This window comes from Tautonia rosea, from assembly GCF_012958305.1.
Classification (GTDB): domain Bacteria; phylum Planctomycetota; class Planctomycetia; order Isosphaerales; family Isosphaeraceae; genus Tautonia; species Tautonia rosea.
Map to the genome: position 1 here is coordinate 40,688 of NZ_JABBYO010000003.1, position 15,429 is coordinate 56,116.

The following is a 15,429-nucleotide window of genomic DNA, read 5'->3' on the forward strand; positions in this document are numbered from 1 at the left end:
ATCGCGGGAGCCTCGCGAGCGCCCGGGATCGCCCTGGGATCCCCGACTGATGGTATCCGGGAAACGACTCATGAGCCTGCCGATTGCCCCCCAACGCCGCCGGAACCCTTCCCGCAGGGAACTGCTTCGTGCCGGTCTGGCCGGAATGGGATCGCTCAGCTTACCCGGCCTATTCCGACTTCGGGCCGAGGCTGCGGCGGCAGGGGCCGAGCGATCAGAGCGGACGGCTGTCATCCTCGTCTGGCTTCGCGGGGGGTGCAGCCACCTCGACACCTATGACCCGAAGCCCGACGCCCCCTCCGAGTATCGCGGGCCGTTCAAGCCGATCGACACTCGCACGCCCGGACTTCAGCTCACGGAACTGATCCCGTTGCAGGCTCGGATCTCCGACAAGTTCACGGTGCTTCGTTCGATGGCCCACACCGGAGCCGGGCATCCCTCAGGGTCACTCCAGTTACTCTCGGGCGACCCTGACATGCAGGACAAGCCCGAGCCGGTCTTCCCCGACGTCATGGCCGTGGCCGACTACTTCCGCTCCGGTGGTCCCCCCCGGGCACTGCCGAACTACATCGGGGTGAACCCGATCGTCCGATACGATGGATTCGTGATTGCCGGTCCTGCCTTCCTTGGCCCTTCTCACGACCCGTTCGCGGTGACGGGCGATCCCAGTGCTCCCGATTTCCGCGTGCCGAACATCGGACTTCCCGAGGCCGAGGCCCGTCGCCTCCAGTCGCGTCTCGGCCTCCGACGCCGGATCGACGACGTACGCCGAGCAATCGATGCATCTCGCTCCGTTCAATCGATGGATACCTTCCAGGAGCGAGCGATCGACCTCCTGACCAGCCCCGAGGCTGCCGTGGCCTTCGATCTGAGCCGCGAAGATCCTCGCGTTCGAGACCGATACGGTCGACACGCCTGGGGTCAACAGTGCCTGATGGCTCGCCGACTCGTCGAGGCTGGCGTCGATCTCGTCACCACCACCTTCGACGGTCCCCTCTGCGGTCGAGTGGCCAACTGGGACGATCACGCCGTCAATCACCACGTCTTCGAGGCCCTTGAGCATCGTGCCCCTGTGTTCGATCAGGCCGTTTCCGCCTTGATTGAAGACGTGTACGCCCGCGGGCTCGATCGCCGCGTCATGGTGATCGTGACCGGAGAGTTCGGCCGGACCCCCCGCATCTCCTACGTCGCCAGCAGCGGCGGCGGCGTCGCCAGCGGCGAGGCAGGCACGGTGCAGCCCGGTCGCGACCACTGGCCGCGCGCCAATTCCATGATCTGGGCCGGAGGCGGCATCCCCACCGGCCAGGTCATCGGCAGCACCGACCGCTATGGCGAAGACGTTGCCGATCGTCGCGTCGGTCCCCACGACTTCCTCGCCACCATCTACCGCCATCTCGGCATCGATCCCGAAGCCACCATTCCCGACCGCTTCGGCCGCCCCATCCCCATCGCCCCCAACGGCCGGCCGATTCCGGAGCTGACAGCGACCTCCTGACCCACCTTGTATCTTTCACGTCTCCTCGCCACTGATGGCCATCGGCAAAGCAGGGGGACAACTGCGGTCTTCCGCGATACACTGGACCTCTGTCGGGCTTAATCCTTGGATCGTGCCGGAGGGATTGGTGGATAGTCCCATCCCATCCCCTCCCGGACCGGAATGACCAGGGCCGACCGAAGCCATGTCTCGAACAGATTCCTTCTGAGCATGGCATTGTCCTCCCCACCCCCGGCTGTTGCGAGTTCCGAGACGGCCGCGCCGCCCACCCACATCGACCCACCCCTTGAGAGGTTCCTGATGACGCCAACGATCGGTTCCATTGTCTTGTTTGTTTACGGATTGCTCCTGATTCTCGGAGGAGTGATGGGGGCTTCCGCTGGGAGCAAGGTTTCCTTGATTGCCGGTGGTGCCTTCGGAGTGCTGGCAGTGGTTGCGGCGGCGATCACCGCCTACGGCTCGAATCGGCCTGGCCTGATTCTCGGAGGCATCGTCGCGTTGCTCGTCATGGGGTCGATGGCGCAACGGTTCATGGAAACCAAGAAGTTCATGCCCGCCGGAATGACGGCGATCCTGAGCCTCATTGTGCTCGTCCTGGTCGTCGTCATCGTCCTCCGAGGGTCGACGAGCAAGCCGATGACTGATCCCGGCGTCAGCGTCGAAGAACCCCGCTGACCGCGTTTTCCAGAGGGGGCCGAAGAGCCGTCAGTTCCTCGATTGTCCCGTTTGCCCGAATACAAGTTGATCGCCGGACGTCAGTCCCTCCAACTCGCGGCCCGAATGACCCGTTGTCCCGCGCTGTCCCGATTTACCTGTTGCGACGGGCCTGCGAGAAGGAGTACCACCGATGGAAGACCGCCTGGCGATTTCCACCCTGTTCTGGCTGATTCCTCTCAGCTTCGTCTTGGCTGACGAGGAATTGCCTCAGCCAACCCCGAGCGAACCTTCCTCGGTTCGCGAGGTTCAGTCCTCCGGTTCGCAAATTGTGATCGAGCTCTACACCTCACAGGGATGCAATTACTGTCCGAACGCCGAGCGATTGATCCAGGAGATGATCCAGAAAGGTTACGGACGGAACCGGGTGATCCCCCTCGCCTTTCACGTCGACTATTTCAACACCCCCTGGGCCGATCCGTTCTCAAGTCGGTTCAATAGCGGTCGGCAGTGGGCCTATCATGAAGCCTTCAAGAAACGTGATGCGAACACTCCCGACCTCTACTTCACCCCGATGATCATGGTCGATGGCCGCTACCCCATGAGTGGCTATCACTCCAACGGCACTGCTCCGCTCTGGCCCTTGTTGAAATCAAGACTCGATCGCGCGTCGAAGGCCCGCCGCGAAGCGAGTTTGGCGGTTCGACTCGAATCCTTTGCCGATCGCCCCTCCCATCGCTCGATAACGATTCGAGCCCAGGCGAAGACTGCCCGACTTGCCGGGAAAGAACTCCTGGCCTGCGTTGCCATCACCGAAGGGCCCATGAGCACCTCGGTCCCCTCGGGCGAAAATGCCGGAGAAACCTTGATCGAACACAATGTCGTCCGATCCCTGCAATACGAAACCGTTTCGCTCCGACGCGATGCTCTCAGCGAAATCACCATTCCCGTTACGCTGGCCGAAGGGGGAGACCCTGCTCGATCCGAAATCGTCATCTTCCTTCAAGACGAAGCGACGGGAGCGATGTTCCAGGCAATGACGACCCCCTGGAACGATCCTCCTCAATTGCCTCGATAATCACGTCTCCTTGGCGACTTCCGTATCTTCCAGGGGGAAAGGACACCCCGAATACGGGAGTTCGGGGGCTTCCTCGGCACCGACTTCCGCCTCGGTCCGTCCGGTCATGGCGGCGAGACGAGCTGACATCTCCCGCAGGATGTCCTCGGAATAGCCGGGCCACTGGGCCGTAATCTGCCCCTCCTGGTCAATCAGGACCACGTAGGCTGAGTTCTGGACCTCGAAGGCTCGCACAATCGCCAATTCCTCGTCGGCGAGGACCGGATAAGGCGTTCTGTGGTCGAGCACCCAGCGATTCGCAATTTCGGCATCACCGTCAATCACGCCGAGGAACGAGGCCCGATCACCGTAGCTCTCATGCAGACGGGCAAAAAACGGCTCAGCCGAGGTGCTGCACGGGCAGCCATCTTTGATGAATACGAGAAACACCGGCCGATCGCCGACCAGTGTTGCTGAATCGATCATCTGCCCTTCGTGACTCTCGGCCATGAAACCCGGCGCAGGACGATCGGCCATGGCGTCGCTGGCGGCTTGCATCTCAGGAGTGACGAGATGCTCCTCATCAACCAGCACTCCCGTAATCACGAGCGGTCCCCGACGATCCGGTGCCTTGGCTTCCCATCGCCACCACGCGAACACTCCCACGAGCACGAACGCCCAGATCGTGATCGCGAACGTCCATTCCCTCGTCGACATGCCTGCCCCCAATGTCCAACAATCGAACCGACGAGATCGGATGAACTCCCTCTCGCCAGCCCGTGTGCCACCCGTATTGTAGGCAACGACTCAAGAGGCGTCGGCCGAGATGACTTCCCCTCCGGTCCGTGTTGAGAGGGCTCGCCAGGCAATAGGATTCACCGAGTCCTTGAGAAAGCCGACGTGCCCGTCACAGAACAGGACGTTCACGCCGCCAGGATGATTGCTCCGCGCTGCTTTCCAGGCGGGGCTATGCGGCACGAACGGCCCGAGGCAGTCAAACTGTCGAGCGTTTGGCGTGAGATAGTGGTTATAAATTGTGTTGCGGAAGTCGCCGTCCCACCATCCGGCCCCTTTGTCGAGCCGCCACCCGCGACGAGCCTCGGCACACGAAGCGTCGGTCAGCGGCAGGCTGCCTGATCGAGCAAACAGGCGCCCCGGTTCATTGGGTATCGGCGTCGGCGAAGCTCGATCGAAGGGTGGGCCGCCGGGACCAAGCAGTTGCTCAGACACCGCCGCTGTCTGGCTCGATCCATCTCGTATGCCCGACAGGTTGACTGTCACCGTCGAGAATGCGCCATTGGCGTTAACCACATCACCTGGCACTGTCTGGCCCCCGTTCAACCCGTCTCCGACATTGAACACGTAGTTCGTCGGGCCCGAGGCCGGGTCAACTCGCTCTCCCGAGTCGCTCGGACAGAGGAATAAGCGATCGACCGTTTGTCGAACCGTTTGATTGGCGGGAAAAAACGTGAATGGACTGCCCACCCCATAGCTGCCTGATGAACCCGTTGCGATCGGCCAATCCATGTTCAAGGCGTTGTAAACCTGTGATTGCTCCAGATACGGCGAAAGCTGCGCCAGCGCCGACCATCGGTAGTGCAATGTCGGAATCTGTGGATCATGCGATCCCGGTCTGGGATACAAGAACCCGACCGGAAACGCATTGACAGTTGCGTGATAATTGTGCATTGCAATGCCGATTTGCTTCAAATTGTTCACGCATTGCGCCCGTCTCGCCGCTTCCCGTGCGGATTGAACCGCGGGCAAGAGCAGTGCGATCAACACTCCGATAATGGCGATGACCACCAACAATTCGATGAGCGTAAATCCCGAACGCCGATTAGTGTGGATCATTGCGAATTGTCCTCTTGGGGGGAATCCTGGAATGAATTCAAGTGTTCGATTGTGTGAAGCTCTCGTGAAGTTCTTCGCAATCGATTTGTTCATGATCCATTGGCTGCCAATGGAGGATTGGGCGGTGATTGGGAGGCGAGAGCCTGCCAGAGGGCTTCTGCCGGTGCAGCGGTCCAGTCGATCGCTCCGGTCTGATGCGCGATGAGCCTTCCCTCAGGATCAACCACGGCCGTGGTCGGCAAGGTCGTAGCCTGGTATCGAAGCATTGCCAGCCCGGTCAGATCAACCACCGCTGAGATCGCACGGGTATGAGAATTGAGGCTGCGCGAAGCCTCCATTGGGTCAGATTGGTCCGTACAAATCGCAAGGACCTGGGGACCTTGGTTCTGAAATCGCTCCGCAAGCGTTCCTAGAGCTGGCATTTCTTCCAGGCAAGACGCGCAGGTTGTGCCCCAGAAGTGCAGAAGCACCCACCGGCCTTGAAAATCCTCAAGCCGTTGGGTAAGGCCCCCGGCGCTGACGACCTCCAGCGGGGGAGCGATTCCCGGATTCGAGATCACGGTGAATCCCGCGCGCTGCCAAAGCTCAGGGGCAATCGAGTGCTCGGTAACCTCAACCTGGAGGGAGGTGGGGGCGGTCAGATCGATGACGAAGCTGACCAGCGCTTCGAGTTCCCGGTTTGAGAGCGCCCCCCCCAGCCCCGCCATGGCCGACCCGGGAATTCCTTCCCGAATGGTTTGCCGAAGAGCCTCAGGAGTCCGGCCGCGCCGCCAATCAGTACTGGCCAGATCGCGCACGGGAGGATCGAGTGAGTGGGCGTCGGGACCGTCGCCCCGCCCCTCGATTCCATGACATCGAACGCAGTGCACCTGATAGACCATCCGGCCACGAGCAATGAGACGAGACTCAGGCGAGTCGGTCCCTGTGCGTGGTTCAACCGTCTGGACAACCGCGTCGGCAGAGGGGCGGGAAGCGATCTGCCGGGCGACCGATGCCAACCCTGCAGAGACAACCAGGACCCCTCCAACGAGAAGAATCTGTAGCCTCACGGAAAACGATCGAGACGGATCAGGCATCGAACTCTGCTCCTGCGTTGAACCTTCGTGACTCAACCTCGAGGCTTTCCAAGGGCCAGTCGAACCATGAGGTCGTGTGATGTATGGGAGCTCTGAGACATTCGGAGAGACAGGCACTCCCGTTCTCGCGGTGCCTGCCTCCTCGGTGTGAAACATCTCAATTAACGGGCAGCCACGTCCGAATTGTTCGGGTCGGGACGGTACTGGACGACGACCACCCGCTTCCCTTCCTCGTCCAGTTCGTTCCAGGAGACAACCACACGACCATCGGCAGAAACCGCCAGCGTGGGATGGGTTTGGTAAGCTCCTGGCTTCGGATCGAGGAAAACCGGTTGACCGGCGGGTGCTCCCGAAGCGTTAAGCCGAGCGTAGCGAATCGCTCGGCCTCCCTCGGCGGTCTCGGAATCAGCATCAAGGGTTGCTTCCCAGACGGCGTGTGCCATCCCGTCGGGGCCGACCACCAGTCGAGGATGTCCCTGAGCCCCGAAGCAATTTGGGTCCAGTTCTTGCGAGGAGGAAAATGCTCGGAGAGTTGCATCGGCACTCGCGATCGCCACTCGATCGGTGCCGGATGCACCGTCCATCCAGGCCACCACCAGACGATCTCCTGAACGCACCATGGTCGGACCGTCGTGAGGACATCCCTGAAACGTCCAGGCGCGATCTGGGGCAACGGGCTGGGGAGGGTCGAACTCACCATTCGCCGTGGCATGAGAAATCCAGATGTCTCGATGTCCACCGTCGCTGTTGCGGAATGCAACGAGCATCCCGCCTGATTTCTGGGTTCCGAGAACCACCGTATCGCAGCAAGGACAAATACCCCGCTGGTCGGGACCGGCAAAGACAAGCCGATCGGGGCCAAGAGCCTCTCCCGAAAGTGAGGTTGACCGGACGAACGGTTGCTGAACGCCGTTGCGATTGTCGATCCAGGAGGACAGAATTAGACCTTCGTCGGTGACGTCAAGGGCGGTGAATCCGGGTCGAGGAGCCTCGGCACTGGTGAGCGCAAACGGCGTGCTGAAGGTCCGACCTCCGTCGTCCGACCGGGCCGCCAGGAACGTGGCGTTAGGTCCTCCGGGTTCCGCCTCGACCCAGCCGAGCACCACCGTTCCCGCTCCGGACGCCAGACGAGGCAAGACGTGGGTGGAATGGGTCATGGCCCGACCGCCATGCTCGACGGTCCAGGCATAGGTCGGCACCACCCGCCAGGCGATCGCCGGCCCGAACGACTCGCCTCCCGGTTCGAAACGAGCAAGCATCAAGGTGCGCTCGTCGTCGCCGGTCTGCGAGGCCCATGCGAGCAACATCGAGCCATCTGGAGCAAGCGTCAGACTCGGCGCCTCCCGGGTCGAACTCACATCGGCGGGCAGGAGAGGGAACTCCTGTCGATCAATCCGGAACTCGCCCCGGGTGTGCTCCTGCGTGACCGAAGTGGGAGTTAAGGACGATCCTGCAGGATCGATTTGACCTCCCGCAACGCTCGAAGCAGGTCGAGGAGACGGATCGACCGGCCCCGGATCCAGCAAGACCCAGCCAAGGGCACCGCCCGTCACCCCGGCCAGGGCGATTGTGGCCATCAATGTGCGATTCATGAGTCACTCCGAACAAGGAACACAGGCTGGATCGGTGAAAAAACTCAGTCGGTGGAGCGTCATGGTCAGTACGCGTCTGCCGAAATCACTTCGCCCCCGTTACGCGTGGCAAGCGCTCGCCAGGTCAGCGGGTCGACGCTCTCCTTGACGAGGCGCACTGAGCCGTCGCAAAACAGGACATTGACCCCACCGGGGTGGAAGCTTCGTGCCCCCTTCCATCCCACCTGGATTACCCCGAGGCAATCGGGGCGATCGGCATTCGGCGTAAGTGCGTGGTTGTACAGTGTCGCGTCGAGGCGACCGAGGGCCCACGACGCATTGCGGCCGGATTGCCAGATCATCCCAGAGCCATCGGCCTGACATCGGTCTTCCGTCGGAATCAGCGGAGGAAAGCCCGCGCTGGTCAACGTGTGGAAAAGTCGGACATCAAGTGGGCCGCCCGCGTTGGGAACCGCCTGGGCTCCGACAATCGACTCGCTCATCAGGGCCGTTTGGCTCAACCCGTCGCGAACACCTCGAAATCCAATCTGGGATTGGTGAAAGCTGACTCCATCCTGCCGACTTCCCCAGTCTCGCCAACTCATCTGAAGGAGTGCGGGAGACATCGCCGAGCCGCTTGAGGCGACGTAATTCGCAGGTCGCCATTGCTCGTCGGTCAGTTCCTCATTTGCTCCATCGCTCGGGCAGAGGAATGTCGCGACGAGTGTTCGAGTAACTGTAGTGTTTTCTGACCGGACCAGGGCTCCCATACCTGAAGCAGGGGAATAACGCAGGCCTACATCGAAATTCATCGCTTCGAAAAGGGCGTTGTTCTCAAGGTAGGGGAAGATGCGGGCCAATGGACTGAAAGTATATTCGTGCGAATCGCTCCCTCGTGGAATCACATGATTCACATCGTGATACATGTGTACGGCAAGGCCAAGTTGCTTCAGGTTGTTGGCACACTGGGCCCGCCGGGCCGCTTCGCGAGCGCTCTGGACTGCGGGCAAGAGCAAGGCGATCAACACGCCGATGATCGCGATGACCACCAACAATTCGATGAGCGTGAATCCCGAGCGTCGATCAGGGTGATTCATCGAAGCACGTCCTTCGTTTGGGAAGATGTTCAGCGAGTGGCCGTTGAATCGAGTGGGTCGGACGGTTCTCGTCGACAAGAGCTCACAGGGGTCCGGCGTCCCTCGCAAAGAAAACGACGGACGACGATCGGGCACGACCCGTCGAACGAGTCCTGCATCCGAGAAAAGCAGGTGACATCAGGAAATCGGGGAGTAATTAAGTGGCAGGACGCCAGACAGAGCACGCCACTGCCGAACCGTTCGAGGTCGGGGGCTACGCTCGCGGCGATCGAGGGTTGCGATCAGATTGATCGACGATGGCAGGAGATCATCCGGAAGACGAGCCGTTCGTTGGCGTCGAATCAGACCCGAGACCCGTCGACCTCACCCGTTGCACGATCAGGAAAGGTCGACATGAAGGGTCGCAAAGGTTTCCGATCCGGGGCAGCCAAATGGCGAAGGGCGAGTCCTCCGGATGATCAGGCATCCCACGTCCAGAGCGCAGCGCGCCATTCAATGCGGGTAATCGCACTCAACGCAGACGGGGCATCTCCACGAGGACAGCGAGGATGGACGGCTCTCGTCTGAACCCCCTGTCCAGGGTCGGAAGGCCCGCCGCTGCTTGTAGAGCAATCAACGCTCAGGCACGCTCGCCGAAATGGGAGGACTCGGGAGGTTCGTCTGGCAGGTCGCCAGGCAGTGCGGCGCGAAATTGATCGATGAAGCAGGGCAGGGGAGGCCTTGTCTTCACCTTGGCGGGATGATTCCATTGCGACAGGTTTGCCGGACGCTCTCGTGGAGACATGAGCGAGAGCGTCGCCTCCTGGTCTCCACCGCAGGGCATCGGTCCGATGCAAGGCGACGATGCAATCGCCACCAACGTGCTTTCGACGGTCGCAAGTGACCCCGGAGACTCATGATCGACCGGATCGCCTGAGGGGCGAGTCACCGGAGTGCAGCAGCATTTGGCCGATCCACAGGTCGGGCCGCAGCAACACCCATGTTTTAGAGACGAGATTGCTGACCAATCCGCAGCGTTCGAATTCCGGGACCAGGGTCCACACCATGCCATCAAAACGAGCACCATCACGACGGCGAGTGTCGATCGGATGGAAGCTCGATTAATGTGCTTGGCATGAGGATAGGTCATAATGTCCCGATCAGAAGACGTAGTTGGTCTCTGAAGCGTACCCTAGTATTGAGACCCAATTCTTAACCGTCAAGCGATTGCCCTTGAGAATTCCAAGAGTTCACTTCAGACGGTCCAGGGCATTGAGAACCTGTTGAGATACCTCATCGAGCGAGGACTCAGGCGACACCAGACAGACCTCGGCCGAGACGGCCTGCGAAAGCATCAAGTTGATGGTTGGTACCCGCTGACCGGGTAGGGCGTCGCCTCCGGCCCGGAAATCGGTCCGCACCGCAACGATTGGAATGCCCAGGGCGAAGGCCAGACCGCACTCAAAGCTTGTCCCGCTATCCGGATCGGCGCCGTCGAGCACGGCAACCACCGCGTCGGCTGATCGAACTCCCTCCACGTCAAGCCGGAAGATCGCCTCGGCCTCCAGGGTTTCGAGCTGATGGATTGCCGTCTGAGGCAGGAACACCGTATGGCCAGCCTCAATCAATGCCGCCGCCAGAGCCGCATTCCAGGTCCGTTCTGCTTGAGAGAACAACGGGCCCGCAATGTAAATCTGCACAAAGTCGCTCCTTTGCCTTCGAAACCCTGCGGATTCGACGAACCAATCCCGAAGAACGATTGCCGGGATCCGATCGATCGTGCCGATTTTACGCAAGGTGTCGAGCCTTGCCGGCCGATCTGAAACGGTGAGTCGCGGCGGTTGTCTGGCCGGTTCGATGGCAGTTCCGCCATCGAGGTCGAGCCGACCGAGGGGTATCAGGAGGATGCCCCACCCCGGGAGGAGTCGAGTTCCTGCTCCCGATCCACCGGAACCGCGAAGGGAAAAGGACCCTGTCCCGGAGGAATCAACCCGATGCTCCGCCTTGCCCATTATGCCCCGGCCCTCATCGGTCTGGCCCTGGTCGCGCCCGCCACGGCCCGTGCGCAATCGCATTCCCACTCGGCTCAGAATTGCGAGGCCTGCATGGCCGCTCGCCATGCAACCCCAGTGGTCGAGGAGCGCCGAGGCGTCATCGGTCGCCTCCGGGGCGGCGATCGAGTCTCGATTCCCACCGGCCATTATGTCCACGGGCGTGGCCAGCAGGCGAATCCCCACGGCCAGGGCCAACCGTACGCGCCTGCCTCGAATCCCTCCTGGAATGGTGGCGCTCCCAGTCTGGCCACCAACGCCGGCCATGACGCCGATACCGGCTACTCTCATCTTGGTCCCGAACATGCCGCTCCGTCCGTTCCTTACGGCGTGATCGCTTCGGGAGAGCCCATGCCCATCGGCGAGATGCGGACCAGCTACGTCTCGCCAATGGCCCATCCTGCTCCGCCGGCTCCGACCGTCATGCCGAATGCAGCGAGCATGAACGGCGGTTTCACAGGAGTGCCGGTGATTCCCCCCAGCCCCGCCGTTCAGGCGTGGCACCAGAGCCGGATGTCTGATCGCGTCATCCCGCGACGCTCCGGACCCCTGGAAACCATGCTTGGCACCAGCAACTTGATGAACTGGGTCGAAAAGCGCAAGACCCTTCGCGCCATGCGAGCTTCGGCGAAGCAAGGGGTCTACGCTCCCTCCATGTACGAGATGCCTGGCTGGGCCGTCAACGGTCGCTGACCGAGTTCAATCGCTTCCAGTTTGGCATAAGTTCTCTCGCCCCTGCGCTTGGGTCGATCGCTGAAACGGCGGTCTTCCTTTGCCAGGGGCGTTTCATTTTGGCGAACGCTCCAGTGACCCGAACTCCTGAATCGGATGAGTCTCCGCAGTTCCTCAAGTTTGCCTGATCCGTGCAAGTGGAACGGCCCTCAGTCTGATCCGCCGGGTCCATTCCAGCCGAGGATCAGGTTGGGCCGATCCAAAAGGGCAAGACGCTTGACCGGTGTCGGTGCTCCGAACCACTCCCGAACCGTAGGAATCACGGAGGGGAGGACTTTTCCATTTGCATCGTTGCCCCGGTCGCGAGCGGCTTCGTCGGAGGATGGCGACGGCCCCGCACAGGACGGCGCGGACACGCTCGCCTCGCTCGGTTCCGAACCACTCCAGGAGGGAGACTGGCCATGTTCACAAGGGATTGACCATGCGTATCGGACATCGGCGAGGGCTGGGACTGGCTGTCGCGCTGATTGGCGCCTTGGCCGGCAATGCCTCGGCGGGTGGTTTCATTTCGGATATCGCCCCCTGGGCCCACACGATTCCCCGTGTGGCCTACGCCCGTAATCTGCAAACCGGCGACCTCTACTACGCCCCTGCGATTCCTTACGGCCATTACGCCAAGGATCACGGAGCGGGTCTTGCCGGTGCCGCCGGCCACCTTCACGGTGCAGCGGCTCATCTCAAGGGTGCCCTTCACGGTGCCGGCGACCACCTGCACGGCTCGGGTCTTGGCCTGGGACACGGTGGTCATGTTCACAGCTCGGGCCTTGGCCTCGGCCATGGAGACGGAGGTCATGACCTCGGTTCTGGCCTTGGACACGGTAGCCACGGACACGGCGGCCTCGGACTGGGCGGACTCGGGTCGGGTCTGGGGCTCGGCAAAGGGCTTGGGCTTGGCAAGGGAGGGCACGGAGGTTACGGCCTTCACGCTCCGATGAGCACTCCTCAGTTCGATCCGTCCGTGAATGGCGGCCATGCGTCCGGCAAGCACGGTGGGGGGTTGCTGGGTGGCTTCGGCCACGGTGGCGGCCTGGGTCTTGGTCACGGTAACGGCCTTGGGCTCGGTCATGGACTCGGTGGCGGCCATGGGCACGGCAACGGTCTTGGGCTTGGCCACGGCGGTCATGGACTCGGTGACGGTCACGGGCACGGGCACGGTCTCGGTCATGGAGGCCTGCACGACAAGCTTGGCGGACTGAAAGGTCTCGGCCATAGTGCCCTCGGCCACCTGAACGGGCTGCACCCAAGCAATCAGGTCCGCTACTTTGTCGGAGCGGGTGGTCCGGTTCCACTAACTCCGGGTTACGTTCCCTACATCAATGTGACCCGATCGCCTCGAGATTTCTTCGCGTTCCCGCCCTACCTGAATCGGGCGCTTGACTACTGAGCCCGCCTTCCGGGATTGAGACAGCAGGGCCGTTCGACCCGAGTCCGGGTCGAGCGGCCTCGCCGTTCACCGGAATCTGGATGATCGCGGGCGAACCCTTCGCACGGAGGCGAAAGCGTATGAAATCGCACGTCATGATGCCGCTCGTGATCCTGGCGGCGCTGATTCTGCTGCCGTCCTTATCGCAAGCCCAAATGGACGGCCCAGCCGTTCCCGACATTCGGGAGCGAAGCGGTCTGTTCACCCGCATCGTCCCAATCGAGCCGAACCTCCCGGTCGACCGGAAACGGGATACCTTCTTCAACTCCAAGTGGATGCCCCGGAACCCGAGTCATTGGGGACGTTGGCCCAACTCCTGGAAAGACGGCGGCCTGTATGGCCGGGTCTTGCCCGCGGGTTGCACAACCTGCCGATCCCCCTTCTTTCGGGGAGTTCCGGGATCCCAGACGGTCGATGCGGCCTGTGAACCCTTTAACCATGTGGACCGAGTTTTCGGCAACTTCATCAAGCCCTTCAAGCCGGTGGATGTTTACTACTCCGGCGGTTGCTATGTGCCGGTATACGACCTCGACCCGATGGTCCCCGGCCCCGGCTGGTTCCCCTGGTGGGTCCCCGATTTCGCCAACAAGCATATCGGCGGCTGATGCCTTCAATTGGCACGATGCCGACTCGGATCGTCTCGCTCGGGTGTTGGGCGCGATCTCCAGAACGGATCTTCTGGAGGGCGGGGCTCAGCACCCGTTTTGCATTCTGGGCATCAACCTCGATTCTCTCGTCCAGACTGACGCAAAGACTATTTCTCGTTCTCACTATTTCTACGGAACACGGCTTGCTGAGTTATTGCTCTGCTTTGCGGGGAGCTTGCCTGCCGAACCACGACGCAAGCGTCCTGGTTTGGAAGAGTTCATAGAGAGTTCATGAGATCTTCTCTGCATGCTCGGCCGCAACAAACTTCGAAGCGTAAACACCCTGGGAGCGACCCGACGATGGCATCCAAGAACCTGTTGAATGAACCGACTCCGCCCTTTGAACCCCAGACTCAGAACCCTCCCGGCCTTGACGCCGAAATGACCCCTCGGCCCAGGCACTCGGCCGAGGCGTACAAGGCAGCGGGGAAGCTGACCGATCAGGTGGCCCTCATCACCGGTGGCGATTCCGGGATCGGCGCAGCGGTGGCCATCCTCTTCGCCAGGGAAGGGGCGGACGTGGCGATCGTCTACCTCCCCGAGGAACAACGAGACGCCGAGCACGTCCGTCAACACGTCGAGAAAATCGGCCGCCGCTGTCTTTGCATCCCCGGCGATCTGAAAGATTCATCCTTCTGTAATCAGGCCGTTGAGCAGACTGTTCGGAAGCTCGGAAAGCTTGATATCCTCGTCAACAATGCCGCCTATATGCCCAAACGCACAAACTTTGACGACATTACCGACGACGACCTCGACAAGGTGTTCCGAACCAACGTCTACTCCTTTTTCTACATGACTCGGGCTGCTGTGAAGCACCTGAAACCTGGCGCCGCGATCATCAACACCGGATCAGTTGCCGGGATGGAAGGCTCCAAGGCGATCCTCGACTACTCCGCGAGCAAGGCCGCTGTCCATGCCTTCACCAAGGCGCTGGCCCAGATGCTCGTCGATCGCCAGATCCGGGTCAACTGCGTCGCACCCGGCCCCGTCTGGACCCCGTTGAATGCATCGGCTCGCGATGCTGACGAAATGGCCGAGTACGGCGGCAACGTGCCGATGGGTCGTCCGGGACAGCCTGAGGAGATGGCACCAGCCTTTGTTTACTTCGCGTCGAACCCTGACAGCAGCTACGTCACCGGCGAGGTTCTTTCGCTTTACGGCGGCGTGACCCAGGCCGGCTAACGGGGCCAGAGCTCCGATACTCCTCACCTGCCGTCTGACCCCAAGGTCTCGGGCGAGACGGTTGGTGAGGACCCCCGACGAACTTTCTTCCGATCCCGCCCGTCTTTCGAGAGTCTGACCGCAATGGCTGACGCAATCGGCGCCCGAGCCGAAGAACATCGTCGCAAACGCCGACAGGAAACAATTCAGAATTTCAAGGAGCACGTCAACCTCACCGCCCGGCAGCTGGAGCGCTGGCTCCAGACCGAAGACTCTCGATCTTCGGGGCGACGTCGGGCTGGTGCGAGCGAATCCATCGGCCACGAATCCGGCCGGAAAATCGTGGGCTTGCTCCGGAAAAACACAAGTGAATACGATGGGAAAGACCTCGCTCACATGCGAAAGGTGGTCGGCTACATCAAGCGTCACCTGAATCAACGACCCGACGGCGACATCACCGAGACCCGCTGGCGCTATTCGCTCATGAACTGGGGCCATGATCCGCTAAAGACCTAAATGGGCGGAAACCAGCTGCAACGCTTGACATCCGACAGTCTCTTCCTCTATGGTGCAGCCTCCATCGCCGCGCACAGGCCAGGCTGCGCGCCGCATGTTCACGTTCGACCCGGGCG

The 15,429-nt window shown here is 61.5% G+C and carries 14 protein-coding genes; 8 read left to right on the forward strand and 6 right to left on the reverse strand.

Annotated elements, in window-relative coordinates; all coding sequences use genetic code 11:
* The first annotated feature begins 70 nt into the window (after positions 1–70).
* From HG800_RS05560 to HG800_RS05570, 3 genes are all read left to right on the forward strand, one after another.
* Positions 71–1,495, forward strand: coding sequence for a DUF1501 domain-containing protein (locus HG800_RS05560; protein WP_169974643.1), 1,425 nt, complete (start codon positions 71–73; stop codon positions 1,493–1,495).
* A 300-nt stretch (positions 1,496–1,795) separates the two neighbouring features.
* Positions 1,796–2,170 carry a TMEM14 family protein gene (locus HG800_RS05565; RefSeq protein WP_169974646.1) on the forward strand — a complete coding sequence of 125 codons (375 nt, stop codon included), beginning with the start codon at positions 1,796–1,798 and terminating at the stop codon, positions 2,168–2,170.
* Between the two features lie 172 nt (positions 2,171–2,342).
* Positions 2,343–3,227, forward strand: a complete 885-nt coding sequence (locus HG800_RS05570) for a DUF1223 domain-containing protein (RefSeq protein ID WP_169974648.1) — start codon at positions 2,343–2,345, stop codon at positions 3,225–3,227.
* On the opposite strand, the gene HG800_RS05575 is transcribed toward HG800_RS05570, so the two are convergent.
* The 6 genes from HG800_RS05575 to HG800_RS28150 all read right to left on the reverse strand — a co-directional run bounded on the left by HG800_RS05575 (position 3,228) and on the right by HG800_RS28150 (position 10,483).
* Entirely contained in the window at positions 3,228–3,923 is a 696-nt protein-coding gene (locus HG800_RS05575; RefSeq protein ID WP_169974650.1) for a peroxiredoxin family protein, read from the reverse strand. It abuts the gene before it with no gap.
* Positions 3,924–4,013: 90 nt separating this feature from the next.
* On the reverse strand, positions 4,014–5,060 hold the full coding sequence (locus HG800_RS05580; RefSeq protein ID WP_169974652.1) for a DUF1559 domain-containing protein: 1,047 nt from the start codon (positions 5,058–5,060) through the stop codon (positions 4,014–4,016).
* A gap of 89 nt (positions 5,061–5,149) precedes the next feature.
* On the reverse strand, positions 5,150–6,136 hold the full coding sequence (locus tag HG800_RS05585; RefSeq protein WP_169974655.1) for a redoxin domain-containing protein: 987 nt from the start codon (positions 6,134–6,136) through the stop codon (positions 5,150–5,152).
* Between the two features lie 161 nt (positions 6,137–6,297).
* Positions 6,298–7,728, reverse strand: a complete 1,431-nt coding sequence (locus HG800_RS05590; protein ID WP_169974657.1) for an exo-alpha-sialidase — start codon at positions 7,726–7,728, stop codon at positions 6,298–6,300.
* Between the two features lie 65 nt (positions 7,729–7,793).
* Positions 7,794–8,804, reverse strand: a complete 1,011-nt coding sequence (locus HG800_RS05595) for a DUF1559 domain-containing protein (protein ID WP_169974660.1) — start codon at positions 8,802–8,804, stop codon at positions 7,794–7,796.
* Between the two features lie 1,229 nt (positions 8,805–10,033).
* Positions 10,034–10,483, reverse strand: coding sequence for a nucleoside 2-deoxyribosyltransferase (locus tag HG800_RS28150; protein WP_169974663.1), 450 nt, complete (start codon positions 10,481–10,483; stop codon positions 10,034–10,036).
* 294 nt (positions 10,484–10,777) lie between these two features.
* Between HG800_RS28150 and HG800_RS05605 the strand changes: the two genes are divergently transcribed.
* The 5 genes from HG800_RS05605 to HG800_RS05625 all read left to right on the forward strand — a co-directional run bounded on the left by HG800_RS05605 (position 10,778) and on the right by HG800_RS05625 (position 15,313).
* Positions 10,778–11,527 carry a hypothetical protein gene (locus HG800_RS05605; protein ID WP_169974665.1) on the forward strand — a complete coding sequence of 250 codons (750 nt, stop codon included), beginning with the start codon at positions 10,778–10,780 and terminating at the stop codon, positions 11,525–11,527.
* Positions 11,528–11,987: 460 nt separating this feature from the next.
* Positions 11,988–12,950, forward strand: a complete 963-nt coding sequence (locus HG800_RS05610) for a hypothetical protein (protein WP_169974667.1) — start codon at positions 11,988–11,990, stop codon at positions 12,948–12,950.
* 119 nt (positions 12,951–13,069) lie between these two features.
* Positions 13,070–13,594, forward strand: a complete 525-nt coding sequence (locus HG800_RS05615) for a hypothetical protein (RefSeq protein WP_169974669.1) — start codon at positions 13,070–13,072, stop codon at positions 13,592–13,594.
* A 342-nt stretch (positions 13,595–13,936) separates the two neighbouring features.
* Positions 13,937–14,818, forward strand: coding sequence for an SDR family oxidoreductase (locus HG800_RS05620; RefSeq protein WP_169974672.1), 882 nt, complete (start codon positions 13,937–13,939; stop codon positions 14,816–14,818).
* A 123-nt stretch (positions 14,819–14,941) separates the two neighbouring features.
* A complete protein-coding gene (locus HG800_RS05625) occupies positions 14,942–15,313 on the forward strand; it encodes a DUF3140 domain-containing protein (protein WP_169974674.1) in 372 nt (123 codons plus the stop codon).
* Positions 15,314–15,429 lie beyond the last annotated feature (116 nt).

Bases quoted from the DNA above. Each gene is read 5' to 3' on its own strand.
- HG800_RS05590 (WP_169974657.1), bottom strand. From the start codon at position 7,728: ATGAATCGCACATTGATGGCCACAATCGCCCTGGCCGGGGTGACGGGC.
- HG800_RS05595 (WP_169974660.1), bottom strand. From the start codon at position 8,804: ATGAATCACCCTGATCGACGCTCGGGATTCACGCTCATCGAATTGTTG.
- HG800_RS05560 (WP_169974643.1), top strand. From the start codon at position 71: ATGAGCCTGCCGATTGCCCCCCAACGCCGCCGGAACCCTTCCCGCAGG.
- HG800_RS05585 (WP_169974655.1), bottom strand. From the start codon at position 6,136: ATGCCTGATCCGTCTCGATCGTTTTCCGTGAGGCTACAGATTCTTCTC.
- HG800_RS05625 (WP_169974674.1), top strand. From the start codon at position 14,942: ATGGCTGACGCAATCGGCGCCCGAGCCGAAGAACATCGTCGCAAACGC.
- HG800_RS05620 (WP_169974672.1), top strand. From the start codon at position 13,937: ATGGCATCCAAGAACCTGTTGAATGAACCGACTCCGCCCTTTGAACCC.
- HG800_RS05610 (WP_169974667.1), top strand. From the start codon at position 11,988: ATGCGTATCGGACATCGGCGAGGGCTGGGACTGGCTGTCGCGCTGATT.
- HG800_RS05580 (WP_169974652.1), bottom strand. From the start codon at position 5,060: ATGATCCACACTAATCGGCGTTCGGGATTTACGCTCATCGAATTGTTG.
- HG800_RS05570 (WP_169974648.1), top strand. From the start codon at position 2,343: ATGGAAGACCGCCTGGCGATTTCCACCCTGTTCTGGCTGATTCCTCTC.
- HG800_RS05565 (WP_169974646.1), top strand. From the start codon at position 1,796: ATGACGCCAACGATCGGTTCCATTGTCTTGTTTGTTTACGGATTGCTC.
- HG800_RS05615 (WP_169974669.1), top strand. From the start codon at position 13,070: ATGAAATCGCACGTCATGATGCCGCTCGTGATCCTGGCGGCGCTGATT.
- HG800_RS05575 (WP_169974650.1), bottom strand. From the start codon at position 3,923: ATGTCGACGAGGGAATGGACGTTCGCGATCACGATCTGGGCGTTCGTG.
- HG800_RS05605 (WP_169974665.1), top strand. From the start codon at position 10,778: ATGCTCCGCCTTGCCCATTATGCCCCGGCCCTCATCGGTCTGGCCCTG.